Source organism: Pseudomonas sp. G11 (assembly GCF_029457515.1).
In the GTDB taxonomy this organism is placed as follows: Bacteria; Pseudomonadota; Gammaproteobacteria; order Pseudomonadales; family Pseudomonadaceae; genus Aquipseudomonas; species Aquipseudomonas gorinensis.
Map to the genome: position 1 here is coordinate 763,944 of NZ_CP120377.1, position 13,435 is coordinate 777,378.

The 13,435-nt window shown below is 62.7% G+C and carries 11 protein-coding genes; 6 read left to right on the top strand and 5 right to left on the bottom strand.

Annotation, left to right across the window (positions count from 1 at the left end; all coding sequences use genetic code 11):
• Nucleotides 1-16 precede the first annotated feature (16 nt).
• The 4 genes from hslV to P2T68_RS03465 form a co-directional block, all read right to left on the bottom strand.
• Entirely contained in the window at nt 17-547 is a 531-nt protein-coding gene (gene hslV / locus P2T68_RS03450; protein ID WP_010563201.1) for an ATP-dependent protease subunit HslV, read from the bottom strand.
• Nucleotides 548-804: 257 nt separating this feature from the next.
• Complete coding sequence (locus P2T68_RS03455; RefSeq protein WP_024072954.1) at nt 805-1,506, bottom strand: SPOR domain-containing protein; 702 nt, start codon at nt 1,504-1,506, stop codon at nt 805-807.
• Between the two features lies 1 nt (nt 1,507).
• Nucleotides 1,508-3,244: an arginine--tRNA ligase gene (gene argS / locus P2T68_RS03460; protein ID WP_150054090.1), complete on the bottom strand. Its 1,737-nt coding sequence runs from the start codon at nt 3,242-3,244 to the stop codon at nt 1,508-1,510.
• A 110-nt stretch (nt 3,245-3,354) separates the two neighbouring features.
• Nucleotides 3,355-5,574 carry a primosomal protein N' gene (locus P2T68_RS03465; RefSeq protein ID WP_069075065.1) on the bottom strand — a complete coding sequence of 740 codons (2,220 nt, stop codon included), beginning with the start codon at nt 5,572-5,574 and terminating at the stop codon, nt 3,355-3,357.
• A 280-nt stretch (nt 5,575-5,854) separates the two neighbouring features.
• On the opposite strand from P2T68_RS03465, the gene rpmE reads away from it, so the two are divergent.
• The 3 genes from rpmE (at nt 5,855) to P2T68_RS03480 (ending at nt 8,359) form a co-directional block, all read left to right on the top strand.
• Entirely contained in the window at nt 5,855-6,088 is a 234-nt protein-coding gene (gene rpmE / locus P2T68_RS03470) for a 50S ribosomal protein L31 (protein WP_005784030.1), read from the top strand.
• A 14-nt stretch (nt 6,089-6,102) separates the two neighbouring features.
• Nucleotides 6,103-6,909 carry a thermonuclease family protein gene (locus tag P2T68_RS03475; protein WP_069075064.1) on the top strand — a complete coding sequence of 269 codons (807 nt, stop codon included), beginning with the start codon at nt 6,103-6,105 and terminating at the stop codon, nt 6,907-6,909.
• A 181-nt stretch (nt 6,910-7,090) separates the two neighbouring features.
• Nucleotides 7,091-8,359 (top strand): malic enzyme-like NAD(P)-binding protein, encoded by a 1,269-nt coding sequence (locus P2T68_RS03480; RefSeq protein ID WP_024072958.1) that lies wholly within the window; start codon nt 7,091-7,093, stop codon nt 8,357-8,359.
• Between the two features lie 191 nt (nt 8,360-8,550).
• On the opposite strand, the gene P2T68_RS03485 is transcribed toward P2T68_RS03480, so the two are convergent.
• Nucleotides 8,551-11,016: a penicillin-binding protein 1A gene (locus tag P2T68_RS03485; RefSeq protein WP_024072959.1), complete on the bottom strand. Its 2,466-nt coding sequence runs from the start codon at nt 11,014-11,016 to the stop codon at nt 8,551-8,553.
• 218 nt (nt 11,017-11,234) lie between these two features.
• Here P2T68_RS03485 and pilM point away from each other — a divergent pair, with 218 nt between their 5' ends.
• Genes pilM through P2T68_RS03500 form a run of 3 tightly spaced genes read left to right on the top strand, consistent with a single transcriptional unit; the run spans nt 11,235 to nt 13,416 of the window.
• The gene (pilM, locus tag P2T68_RS03490) at nt 11,235-11,891 is read left to right on the top strand and encodes a type IV pilus assembly protein PilM (protein WP_102625309.1); all 657 of its coding nucleotides are present in this window, start codon (nt 11,235-11,237) and stop codon (nt 11,889-11,891) included.
• Entirely contained in the window at nt 11,888-12,439 is a 552-nt protein-coding gene (locus P2T68_RS03495) for a PilN domain-containing protein (RefSeq protein ID WP_024072961.1), read from the top strand. The genes pilM and P2T68_RS03495 overlap by 4 nt, the downstream gene beginning before the upstream one ends.
• Complete coding sequence (locus P2T68_RS03500) at nt 12,436-13,416, top strand: pilus assembly protein PilP (protein ID WP_102625308.1); 981 nt, start codon at nt 12,436-12,438, stop codon at nt 13,414-13,416. The genes P2T68_RS03495 and P2T68_RS03500 overlap by 4 nt, the downstream gene beginning before the upstream one ends.
• Nucleotides 13,417-13,435 lie beyond the last annotated feature (19 nt).

Below are 13,435 nucleotides of genomic sequence, written 5' to 3' on the forward strand. Positions count from 1 at the left end.
GGAATAAGCCTACGGCTTACTCGGCGAGGTCCTGCTCCTCAATGGTGAAGTTGTGGTTGGTGAATACGCAGATATCGCCCGCGATGCCCAGGGCGGTCTCGACGATTTCGCGGGCCGACAAGTCGGTTTTCTTCAACAGCGCGCTGGCCGCCGCCTGGGCGTAGCCACCGCCGGATCCCATGGCGATCAGGCCATGTTCAGGCTCAACCACATCGCCATTGCCGGTGATGATCAGCGACGCGTCTTTGTTCGCGACGGCCAGCATGGCCTCGAGACGGCTGAGGGAGCGGTCGGTACGCCATTCTTTGGCGAGCTCGACGGCGGCACGGACGAGGTGGCCCTGGTGTTTTTCCAGTTGGCCTTCAAAACGCTCGAACAGGGTGAAGGCGTCGGCGGTGGCACCGGCGAAACCGGCGAGCACCTGGCCGTGGTACAGGCGACGCACTTTTTTCGCGTTGCCTTTCATCACGGTATTGCCCAGGGAAACCTGGCCGTCGCCACCCATGACGACTTTGCCGTGGCGACGTACTGAAACGATGGTGGTCAAGGGGAGAGTCTCCACGCAGCGGGGCGAAAATGCCCGGATGGAAACTCATATGGGGGTGGCGGGGGGGATTTCAACCGTAGGGGTTTATGGCGGACGAGTGGTGTTTATCGGTCTGACACACTTTCGAGAACACCCAAGAACCAATGTGGGAGGGGGCTTGCCCCCGATGGCGGTGTATCAGTCACCAGATTGATTGACTGACACTCCGCTATCGGGGGCAAGCCCCCTCCCACATTTTGATCGGTGTTGAGCTTGAATCAGCGGCTCTGGCGTTGTTGTAACAACAGGTTGCTAAAGCCCGCGCCCGCCAATTGTTTCTGCGCCACGGTCAGCTGTTCGCGGTTGCTGAACGGCCCCACCAGTACGCGATACCAGGTCGCATCTTTCACAGTGCCGGATTCTACCGTCACCGACTGGCCCAGCAGGATGATCTGCGCACGCACACGATCCGCATCCGCCTGTTTCGGGAAGGAGCCCGCTTGCAGGAAGAACTTGGTCACCGGCGCTGCCTTGGTCTCCGCAACCGGTGGTGCTGGCGGCGGGGTGATCCCGGCCAGCGCGGCCTGGGCCCGGGCGGTGTCGATTTTCGCCGCTTCCGCCGGGGTTACCGGGGTGGTCGGCACTTGTGGCGTCGGCAGGGTTTTTTCCGGCACGGCGTCAGGCGGCACGATCACTTCCGATTCCGGCAGCAACGTATAGAAGTCGTATTTCGGCTTCACCGGTGCGGTCGGACTTGGCGTGGTCTTGTTGGCCTCGGCGATTTTCGTGGCTTTTTGCTGCTCCTGCTTGACGCGTTTGACGTCATCGCCCTGGCCTGGGTCGAGCTTCATCAGGAACACGATAAACGCGCCGACCGTGAGGCCGATGGCCATCCACAGCCAGCCCGGAATGGGCTTCTTTGCCGGTGCCTGGTAGCGGCTGGCGCCGCGCTTGGGGGCAGGTTTTTTCTTGGCGGCCAACTTACATACGCTCCAGGGTTTCCAGGCCTAACAGTTCCAGGCCTTGCTTGAGGGTCCGTCCAGCCAGTGCGGCGAGGCGCAGGCGACTTTGCTTGTGGGCTTCGTCGTCGGCGCTGAGGATCGGGCAGTTCTCGTAGAAGCTGGAGAACAACCCGGCTACTTCGTACAAATAGGTGCACAGGATATGCGGCGTGCCTTTCTCGCCGACGCTGTTCAGCACTTCGCCGAATTGCGCCAGCTTGGCGCCCAGCTCCTGTTCCTGGGGGGCTTCCAGCACGATCCGCCCTTGCACTTCGCTGAAATCCTTGCCCAGCTTGCGGAACACCCCGGCCACGCGGGTGTAGGCGTACAGCAGGTACGGCGCGGTGTTGCCTTCGAAGTTGAGCATCAGTTCAAAGTTGAAGCTGTAGTCGCTGGTGCGATGCTTGGACAGGTCGGCATATTTCACCGCGTCTATGCCCACCACACGGGCGATGTTGCGCAGATCGGCCTCGGCCAGCTCCGGGTTCTTTTCCTTCACCAGGGTGTAGGCGCGTTCCTGGGCTTCGGTCAGCAGGTCGATCAGCTTCACGGTGCCGCCGTCGCGTGTCTTGAACGGGCGGCCATCGGCGCCGTTCATGGTGCCGAAGCCCATGTGTTCCATGTGCATCGGGTGGGTGACGAAACCGGCGCGGCGCGCCACTTCGAACACCTGCTGGAAGTGCAGGGCCTGGCGCTGGTCGACGAAATACAGCGCACGATCCGCCTTGAGCACGCCGCTGCGGTAGCGCACGGCGGCCAGGTCAGTGGTGGCGTAGAGGTAGCCGCCATCGGCCTTGACGATGATCACCGGCAGCGGCTCGCCATCGGCGGTCTTGAATTCTTCGAGGAACACGCACTGCGCGCCATTGCTCTCGACCAGCAGGCCCTTGGCCTTGAGGTCGTTGACCACGTTGATCAGGTCGTCGTTGTAGGCGCTTTCGCCCATCACGTCGGCCATGGTCAGCTTGACGTTGAGCAGTTCGTAGAGGTGTTGGCAGTGGGCCAGCGAGATATCGCGGAAGCGGCTCCACAGTTCCAGGCATTCCTTGTCGCCGGCTTGCAGCTTGACCACCAGGCCACGGGCACGGTCGGCGAACTCTTCGGATTCGTCGAAGCGCTTCTTCGCGGCGCGGTAGAAGTTCTCCAGGTCCGACAGCTCGTTGCTGGTGATCGGGTTTTCCTGCAGGTAGGCCATCAACATGCCGAACTGGGTACCCCAGTCGCCCACATGGTTCTGGCGGATCACGGTGTCACCGAGGAACTCCAGTACCCGCGCCACGCCGTCGCCGATGATGGTCGAACGCAGGTGACCCACGTGCATCTCCTTGGCCAGGTTCGGCGCCGACAGGTCAATGACCACACGCTGGGTATCACCCGCTTTGCGCGTGCCGATCCTGGCATCGGCCAGCGCGGCGTCGAGGCGCGAGGCCAGGGCCTGGGTGTTTTGGAAGATATTGATAAAGCCTGGGCCAGCGATTTCGGCCTTGCTCACCTGTGGGTCGGCGGGCAGCGCGGCGATGATTTTCTCTGCCAGGTCGCGCGGCTTCATGCCGGCGGGCTTGGACAGCATCATGGCAATGTTGCTGGCGAAGTCACCGTGGGTCTTGTCGCGGGTGTTTTCCACCTGGATCGCCGGCGTCAGGCCTTCAGGCAACACACCTTCGTTGACGAGTTGGGTGAGGGCTTGTTGGATCAGCTGGCGAATGGTGTCTTTCATGGTGTTCTCTTTCGACCGCAAGCGGCGGTGCGCGATGCGCAGGTGGAAAAGCTGGGCATTATCCGTGGCGAGGGCGGGCTTGCCAACCTTCGCAGGACCTATGGCCAGGCTTAATACAAATCTACCGGGTCTACATCCAGTGACCATCGCACCTGGCGGCCGCTGGGCATTTGCTCCAGCGCAAGTAACCAGCTACTTAATAGCCGGTGCAGGGGCGCGCGGGAGGTGGCTTGCAGGAGTAGTTGAGCGCGATAACGTCCGGCGCGGCGCTCCATGGGGGCGGGCACGGGGCCGAGCAATTCGATGCCGCCCAGGCCCAGTTCGCCGAGCAAGCGTTCGGCAGCGCTGCACGCTTCATCCAGAAAACCTTCGGCCTGCCCCGGCTTGTGGGCTTCGGCGCGCAGCAACGCCAGGTGCGCAAAGGGCGGCAGGCCAGCGGAGCGGCGTTCACTCAGCGCCTGCTCGGCGAAGGCGAAGTAGCCTTGTTCTGTCAGTTGAATCAGCAGTGGATGGTCGGCCAGGTGTGTCTGGATGATCACCTTGCCCGGCTCCTCGGCCCGCCCGGCGCGCCCGGCGACCTGCACGATCAGTTGTGCCATGCGCTCGCTGGCGCGGAAATCGCCGGAAAACAGGCCACCATCGGCATCCAGGATCGATACCAGGGTCACCCGGGGAAAGTGATGGCCTTTGGCAAGCATCTGCGTGCCCACCAGGATGCACGGCTGGCCTTTCTGGATCGTGGCGAACAGTTGGTTCATCGCGTCTTTGCGCGAGGTGCTGTCGCGATCGACCCGCAGTACCGGGTAGTCCGGGAACAGAATGCCCAGGCGCTCTTCGGCGCGCTCAGTGCCGGCACCCACCGGGCGCAGGTCGACCTTGCCGCACTGCGGGCAGTGGCGTGGCACGCGCTCCACATGGCCGCAGTGGTGGCAGCGTAGTTCGCCATGGCGCTGGTGGACGGTCATGCGCGCATCGCAGCGCTCGCACTCGGACATCCAGCCGCAGTCATGGCACAGCAGCGTCGGCGCAAAGCCACGGCGGTTGAGAAACACCAGGACTTGCTGGCCGGCAGCGAGGGTCTGGCCGATGGCCTGCTGCATCGGGCCGGAAATCCCGCTGTCCAGCGGGCGGCTTTTCACGTCCAGGCGCAGGAAGCGGGGCTGTTTGGCGCCGCCGGCCCGTTCATTCAAGCGCAGCAGCCCATAACGACCGGTGTAGGCGTTGTGCAGGCTTTCCAGGGACGGCGTGGCTGAGCCCAGCACGATCGGGATGTCTTCCTGGCGGGCGCGCACCAGCGCCAGGTCGCGGGCGTGATAGCGCAGGCCTTCCTGCTGTTTATAGGAGCCGTCGTGCTCCTCGTCGATGATGATCAGCCCGGGATTTTTCATCGGCGTGAACAGCGCCGAACGGGTGCCGATAATGATGTCTGCTTCGCCGTCCCGCGCCGCCAGCCAGGACTCCAGGCGCTCCCGGTCGTTGACCGCCGAATGCACCAGGGCGATACGCGCGTTGAAGCGTTGCTCGAAACGCGCCAGGGTCTGCGGGCCCAGGTTGATTTCGGGGATCAGCACCAGCGCCTGCTTGCCGGCTTGCAGGGTTTCGCGGATCAGCTGCAAATAGACTTCGGTCTTGCCGCTGCCGGTGACACCGGCCAGCAGGAATGCGTGGAAACAGTCGAAACCGGCGCGAATGGCTTCGTACGCGGCGCGTTGTTCGGGGTTGAGCGGCAATTCCGGCTGGGCCAGCCAGTGTTCGTGGCGTGGGTCGGGGGCGTGCTTGCGGATTTCCACTTGCACCAGGCCCTTGGCCAGCAGCAGGTCGAGGCTGTCTTTGCTCAGCATCAGCTTGCTTAATAGCTGATGCGCGACGCCATGGGGGTGCTGGGCCAGGGTGGCGAGGGCTTCACGCTGGCGCGGGGCACGGGCGATGCGTGGGTCGTCAAGGCGCGCGCCGGGCACCATCGACCAGAAGCGCTCCTGGCGCGCCTCGGCCGGCTCGCCCTGGCGCAGCAGTACGGGCAGCGCCCAGCTCAATGTGTCGCCCAGGCTGTGCTGGTAATACTGGGCGGTCCACAGGCACAGCTTGAACAGCGCGGGCGGCAGAGGCGCCGTGGCATCAAGGATGGCCACGGCGGGCTTGAGTTTTTCGGCGGGCACTTCGCTGTGGTCGGCGACTTCCACCAGGATGCCGATCATCTCCCTGCGGCCAAACGGCACGCGCACGCGCATGCCCGGCTGCAACTGCGCGCGCAGCACACCGGCTGGGGCCCGGTAGTCGAACAGGCGGCGCAGGGGCGAGGGCAGGGCGAGGCGCAGGATGGCGTCGGGCACGCGGGGGGTCTCATCTATAAGGGCAGGCGGTGGCGCAGGGGCGGGAGACTAGCAGACCGGCGGTGAGCATGCAGCACTGCGGTGCCTGCATCGCGAGCCAGAGCGCTCCCGCAAGGGCCAGGCTATGCCGTTGTTTTCTGATGAAAGGCGCTTTTATCTTTACCGGCGACGGGCGTCGACGCTTGCGCGTTTAAAAAGGTCTGGTAGAATCCGCGGCCTAATTACGTGCGGTATTCGACAATAGTGTCGAGTGGCGGCACGCTAGCCCGAGGAAGTCACCATGAAAGCCGATATCCATCCAGCGTACGAAACCATCGAAGTAACCTGCAGCTGCGGCAACAAGTTCGAAACTCGCTCGAACCTGTGCAAGCCACTGGGTACTGACGTATGCAACGAGTGCCACCCGTTCTACACCGGTAAGCAGAAAACTCTGGACACCGGCGGCCGTGTACAGCGCTTCGCAGATCGCTTTGGTGCTTTCGGCAAGAAGCCTGCTGCTACTCCAGCAGAGTAAGGCTCAAGGGCCTTATGGGCTTTTGCCAGCTGTTGAAAAAGGCGTCCCTTGTGGGCGCCTTTTTTGTGCCTGGGATTTGGCTGTCGGCGGCCCAGGCCCAGGTGTTCTGCCCCGCACCGGCGGCCCTGGCGCGCGTAGACGTGCAGCGCGTGGTGGATGGCGACACGGTGCGCCTCAAGGATGGCCGCAGCGTGCGTATGATCGGCCTCAACGCGCCGGAAATCGGTAAGAAGGGCCGCCCCGACGAACCTTTTGCCGTTGCCGCCCGCCTGCGCCTGCAGACACTGGTGGACGCCAGTGAGGGGCGCGTGGGCCTGGTGCCGGGGCGTGAGCGCAAGGATCATTATGGTCGCACGCTGGCCCACCTCTACGGTGCCAACGGCGAGAACCTGGAGGCACAACTGCTGGCCGACGGCCTGGGTTTCCAGGTGGGCGTGGCGCCGAATGTCGACCTTGTCACCTGTCAGCAGGCGGCGGAAGACAGCGCTCGCCAGGCACGCCTGGGGGTGTGGCGCCAATCGCCGGTGCAAAGCGCGGAGCAGCTCAAGCGTTCCGGGTTTGCCGTGGTCGGCGGCCGGGTCAGCAGGATAGAGCGCAATCGCGGCGGAATCTGGATTGAATTGCAAGGGGCGCTGGTATTACGCATTGCGCCCGATTTGATCAGTCAATTCGACACGGTGCTGCTCGATGGTCTGCAAGGCCGCTCGATCGAGGCGCGTGGCTGGGTACAGGATCGTGCGCGACGTGGCGGCCTGAAAAGTGGACAGGCCCGTTGGCTCCTGCCACTGACCGCCCCCGGCATGTTGAAAACCACGCCTTGAGAAAAAATTGTAGACATTTTTTGTGTCGATTGTGAACAGTTAAGCCCTTGTATCCCGTGGCTCTTGGCCGAAAGTCTTAGTGCAGGGCCCTTGACACCGGTGACTGCCCAGTCTTGTAGGGACTTTGCGACACGAGTATCCTCGGCGGTCCGTCGACCAACAGTAAAAGCGGAATGCCGATATGTCTGATTTGAAAACTGCCGCTCTCGAATATCATGCCCATCCTCGTCCAGGAAAGCTGAGTGTAGAGCTCACCAAGGCCACTGCCACTGCCCGCGACCTGTCGCTGGCCTACAGCCCTGGCGTTGCCGAGCCCGTACGTGAAATCGCCCGCGACCCTGAGCTGGCGTACAAGTACACCGGCAAAGGCAACCTGGTTGCAGTGATTTCCGATGGCACCGCGATCCTTGGCCTGGGTAACCTCGGCCCATTGGCCTCCAAGCCAGTCATGGAAGGTAAAGGCGTGCTGTTCAAGCGCTTTGCCGGCATCGACGTTTTCGACATCGAAGTCGATTCCGAAAGCCCGCAGGCTTTCATCGACACCGTTAAGCGCATTTCCATCACCTTCGGTGGCATCAACCTGGAAGATATCAAGGCACCTGAGTGCTTCGAGATCGAAAAGGCCCTGATCGAGCAGTGCGACATTCCGGTATTCCACGATGACCAGCACGGCACCGCGATCGTTACCGCGGCCGGCATGATCAACGCCCTGGAAATCGCTGGCAAAACCCTGGCTGACGCCAAGATCGTCTGTCTGGGTGCTGGCGCTGCGGCCATCTCCTGCATGAAGCTGATCGTCAGCATGGGCGCCAAGCTGGAAAACATCTACATGGTCGACAGCAAGGGCGTGATCCAGTCCGAGCGTACCGACCTGAACCAGTACAAGGCGATGTTTGCCCACCCGTCCTCCAAGCGCACCCTGGCTGAGGCCCTTGACGGTGCCGACGTGTTCGTCGGCCTGTCCGGCCCGAACCTGCTGAGCGCTGAAGGCCTGAAGGCTATGGCGGCCAACCCGATCGTGTTCGCCTGCTCCAACCCGGACCCGGAAATCGCCCCGGAGCTGGCTCACGCCACCCGCGACGACGTGATCATGGCCACCGGCCGTTCCGATTACCCGAACCAGGTCAACAACGTACTGGGCTTCCCGTTCATCTTCCGTGGTGCCTTGGACGTTCGCGCCAAGCGCATCAACGAAGAAATGAAAGTGGCTGCCGCAAACGCCCTGCGTGAACTGGCCAAGCTGCCAGTCCCTCAGGATGTGTGCGATGCCTACGGTGGCGCCAAGCTGGAATTCGGCCGTGAGTACATCATCCCGAAACCAATGGATAAGCGCTTGATCACCGTGATCTCCGATGCCGTGGCCAAGGCCGCCATCGAGACCGGTGTGGCGACCCTGCCGTATCCGAAGAACTACCCGCTGCAAAGCGTGGATGATGTGTTCAACGGCTAAGCCGTTGTAGCGCACCAACAAAAAGCCCCGGCTCTCACGAGTCGGGGCTTTTTGTTGGGTGACCGTTATCTGAAGATTTTTGAAGGCCCCAATGTGGAAGGGGGCTTGCCCGATGGCGGTGTGTCAGTCACTCGATGAGCTGGCTGGTCCACTGCTATCGGGGGCAAGCCCCCTCCCACATGAGGCCCAGGTCAGAATAAATCGATCGGCGCTGCCTCATCCGCTGGCAGCGGGCTGCCCGGTGCAACGCCATTGCCCAGCTCGTTGACCGAGGGCGGGGTGTCTTCGCTCTTGAACAGCTCGAAGTACGCATTCGGGGTGCTCGGCGATGCCGCACGGCCACTCACCGGGTCGATCCGCAGGCTCAGGATGCCTTCAGGTTCCGGTTGGGTATGCAGCGGTTTGTCCTTCAATGCCGCGCCCATGTAGCTCATCCAGATCGGCAATGCGACGGTGCCACCGAACTCGCGGCGGCCAAGGCTTTCCGGTTGGTCGAAGCCCGTCCAGACGGTGGTCACGTAGTCGCCGTTGTAGCCGGAGAACCAGGCATCCTTGGATTCGTTGGTCGTACCGGTCTTGCCTGCGATATCCGCGCGGCCCAGGGCCAGGGCGCGGCGGCCGGTACCCTTCTTGATCACGTCTTCGAGGATGCTGTTGAGGATATAAGTGGTGCGACCGTCGACCACGCGCTCTGCCACGGCGGGTACCTGTGGGTCGGTGGCGGCGGCGCCCGGTGCTACGGGGGCGGTGCCTGGGGTCGGCTCGATGGTGATACCACCGTGGCTAGGCGCCGCAATGCCATCGCTGGCTGCCACGCCGTTGACCACGTCACCCGGCACGCGTGGCGGGTTGGCGGTGAACAGGGTATCGCCATTGCGGCTTTCGATCTTGTCGATCAGGTAGGGCGTGATCTTGTAGCCGCCGTTGGCGAAGGTGCTCCAGCCGGTGGCGATTTCCATCGGCGTGAGGGTCGCCGTACCCAGGGCCAGGGACAAGTTGGGTGGCAGGTCCGACTTGGCGAAACCAAAGCGGGTGATGTAGTCGATGGTCTTGCCTACGCCCATCGCCTGCAGCAGGCGGATCGACACCAGGTTGCGCGACTTATACAGCGCCTCGCGGATACGAATCGGGCCGAGGAACGTGTTGGTGTCGTTCTTGGGGCGCCAGACCTTGTCCAGGTACTCATCGACAAACACGATCGGCGCGTCGTTGACCAGGCTGGCGGCGGTGTAGCCGTTATCCAGTGCGGCGCTGTAGATGAACGGCTTGAAGCTCGAACCCGGTTGGCGCTTGGCCTGGGTCGCGCGGTTGTAGTTGCTCTGCTCGAAGGCAAAGCCGCCGACCAGGGAGCGGATTGCGCCGTTCTGTGGGTCGAGGGACACCAAGGCGCCCTGGGCCACGGGGAGTTGGCTGAATTTGAGGCTGTCGTCTTTCTGGCGTTGCACGCGGATCAGGTCACCCACCTGCGCCACGTCTGACGGCTGCTTGGGCATTGGGCCCATGCTGTTGGTATTCAGGAATGGGCGTGCCCATTTCATGCTGTCCCATGCGACATGGGCTTCGCCGGTACGGGTCAGTACCTGCAGGCCATCCTTTTGCACCTGGATGACGATGGCCGGCTCCAGGCCGCTGATCGCGCGCTGCTTGCCCAGCTCGGCGGTCCAGGCGCTCAGGGTCTTGCCCGGCAGGCGCGACTCAGGGCCGCGATAGCCGTGGCGCTGATCGTAGGTGATCAGGCCGGAATGCAACGAGGTATTCGCGATTTCCTGCAAGTCGCTCGACACTGTGGTCGTGACGCGGAAACCTTCGGTATAGGCATCGCTGCCATAGCGGCCGACCATCTCGGCCCGCGCCATCTCGGCGATATACGGGGCGTTCACTTCCGGCGTCGGCACGTGGTAGCTGGCGTTCAGCGGCTCGGCCACCGCACTTTCATAGGCGGCCTGGTCGATCTTGCCCAGCTTGTACATGCGGCCCAGGATCCAGTCGCGGCGTTCTTTACTGCGCGCCGGGTTGGCCAGGGGGTTGAAGCGCGACGGCGCCTTGGGCAGGCCGGCAATCATCGCCATCTGCGCCAGGCTGGCGTCACGAATCGACTTGCCGTAGTACACCTGGGATGCGGCTTCGATGCCGTAGGCGCGGTTGCCCAGGTAGATCTTGTTGACGTACAGCTCGAGGATTTCGTCCTTGGTCAGCTGACGTTCGATCTGTAAGGCCAGGAGAATCTCGGTGGCTTTACGCGAAAAACTGCGTTCGCTGGTGAGGAAGAAGTTCTTCGCCACCTGCATGGTGATGGTGCTGCCGCCGGATTGAATGTGTCCGCTTTTGACCAACTGCGTGGCGGCCCGTACCAGGCTGCTGGGGTCGACACCGTAGTGGTTGGCGAAATTATCGTCTTCAGCCGACAGCAATGCGCTGATGAAATTGGGCGGGATGTCGGCGAAACGGATCGGGGTACGGCGCATTTCGCCGAACTCTGCGATCAGTTTTTCATCGCTGCTGTAGACCCGCAAAGGAATCTGCAACTGGATGCTTCTCAGGGCCTCTACAGAGGGCAAACCCGGACTAAGGTAGAGGTAGGCCCCGCTGAGTACGAGCAGTAGCCCGCAGACGATCGCGATGATGGAGTACCCGAAAAACTTCAGCAGACGAATCAAGGCTTTTGGATTTCCAGAGAAAAGAATGAGTTAGGCGCCGGGGTATGCATGGGAAACGATGGATCGACCCGACCTGCAGATAAAAAGCGGGAAAAAACGCTGGGCATTAAAGCATTTTTCGCCTTGGGGCGTCATTCGCGCCTCTTAAACAAGCCGACCGAATGCAGGGTGCCCGGCCGCAATCAGGCGGTATGACAGGGAAAGCAATGAGGAGTTTTATGGTAAAGGGATTTTTCAGGCGAAAAGTCGACACCGTCCTGGGGGTCGATATCAATGAAGCGGGGATCAAACTGGTCGAGCTGGGGCGTTCAGCCAGCGGCTACACCGTTCAAGGCTATGCCACGCAGGCCCTGCCGGCCCGCGCGGTGGTCGATGGCACGTTGCTCGACCTTGAGGGCATCGGGCTGGCGCTGCAGCAGGCGTTGTCCCGGCTGCATACGTCGGCCCGGCAGGCGGCGATTGCCGTGTCTGGGTCCTCGGTGATCACGCGGGTGATCGAAATGGAGGCAGGGCTCAGTGACGATGAAATGGCCAGCATGATCCTGGTGGAGGCAGACCAATACATTCCCTACCCATTGGAGGAGATGGCCCTGGACTTTCAGGTGCGCGGTCCATCGGCCGCGGACCCGAAGCGGGTCGAGGTGTTGCTGGCGGCATGCCTCAAGGAGCAGGTCGAGGCGCGTGAGGCGGTTCTGGCCTTGGCCGGGTTGGTGCCGCGAGTGGTCGATGTGGAAGGGTTTGCATTGGCGCGCGCAAGCAGTCAGGATTTCGCCAGCTTCACGCCGGGCCGTCGAGTCGATGGCGCACAGTGGGCCTTGGATGCCCAAGGGATGGGAGTAGCCTGCGGGTTGGCCCTGAGGAGTTTCGCTGGATGACACGAATCAATCTTTTGCCCTGGCGCCAGGCACTGGCGGAGCGGCGGCGCAAGTATCTCCTGATGCTGTTGCTGGCGTTTGCCTGCGTGGCTCTGGCGGCGGTATGGCTGGCGGACCAGGTTATCGACCAGGCGATCGACCGGCAGGTGACGCGTAACAATCACCTGGGCAAGGAAATCACTGTCCAGGACGCGCGCATCAAGACCATCGACGACCTGCAGGTGCAAAGCCAGCAACTGGCGGAGCGCATGAAAGTCGTGCAGGACCTGCATGACGCCCGCTCCGGCAGCGCGCGGTTGTTGGATCAACTGGCCCGTGCGGTGCCTGATGGCGTACATCTGCATGAGGTCGTGGCAAAGGGCAATACGGTGAGCATCAGCGGCAGCGCTGATTCGAGCCAGGATATCGCCCAGTTGATGCGCCGCCTGGACGCCTCCGAAGGCGCCCACGCGACGCGTCTGCAACAGGTGCGGGCGGAAGGCGAGCGGGGCAGCAACGGGTTTCAATTGATGGTACGCCAGGGAGCGTCCACCGAGGCCCAGCCATGAGCCTGCCCAGGCTCGACTTTTTTGCACTCTCTCACCACGCTGCGAAATGGCCCTTGCCTGGCAAGGTCCTGCTCGGCTGCGCGCTCGCCGGCCTGGTGCTGGTAGTGGGCGAGGCTGCATGCCTGAGTCCGTCGCGGGACCGGTTGAAGGTACTCGAGGTGCAGGAAGGAGGCTTGCGGCAGCAGCTCGCCGAGAAAGTTGGGCTGGTCGCCGCGCTTGAACAGCAAACCCAACAGTTCCAGGCGATGCAACAGCGCTTCGCCGGGCTTTTGCAGGCGTTGTCCCAAGAGGCTGAAGTGCCAAGGCTGCTTGAAGACATAGCGCGGTTGGGCGTCGCCAATGGCTTGGCAGTCGAGGGCATCGTCCTGTTGGATGAGCAGGCGCACGCCTTGTATATCGAGCAGCCCGTGCAAATGGCTGTCACCGGGGGGTATCACGACCTGGCGACATTCCTGAGCGCTCTGGCCGGGTTGTCGCGAATCGTCACGGTACACGATCTGGCTCTGCGATCTGATGGGCCACTGCTGCGCCTCGACCTGCAGGCCAGGACCTATCGGCGTACGTCGCCAGGTGTCCGGTCGGTAGAGCTCGGCCAGGGCGTCGAGCCGCGGCCGCACTTTGTCTACGACGCTTCGTCCTTGCGCGATCCCTTCCAGCCGCCCGCGTTGCAGGTACATCACACGCCAGGCCGGCCAACCCAGGCCCCCGACTTCGCGCGGCCACGAGGCGCGCTCGAAGCTATCGCTATCGACCAGTTCGAAATGGTCGGCACGCTGTCCCGTGGTGTGCAGCGCTTTGCCCTGCTGCGGGCGGCCTCCGCGGTGCATCGGCTCGCAGTGGGTGACTACCTGGGGCCCGACCATGGTCGGGTGACCGCCATTCATGATGGTCATGTCGAACTGGTCGAGCTTTTCCCGAATGAACAGGGTGCCTGGCTGGAGCGCCCACGAACCCTCGTACTCAACGTCAACTCATAACGGAATCAAACAATGAAAA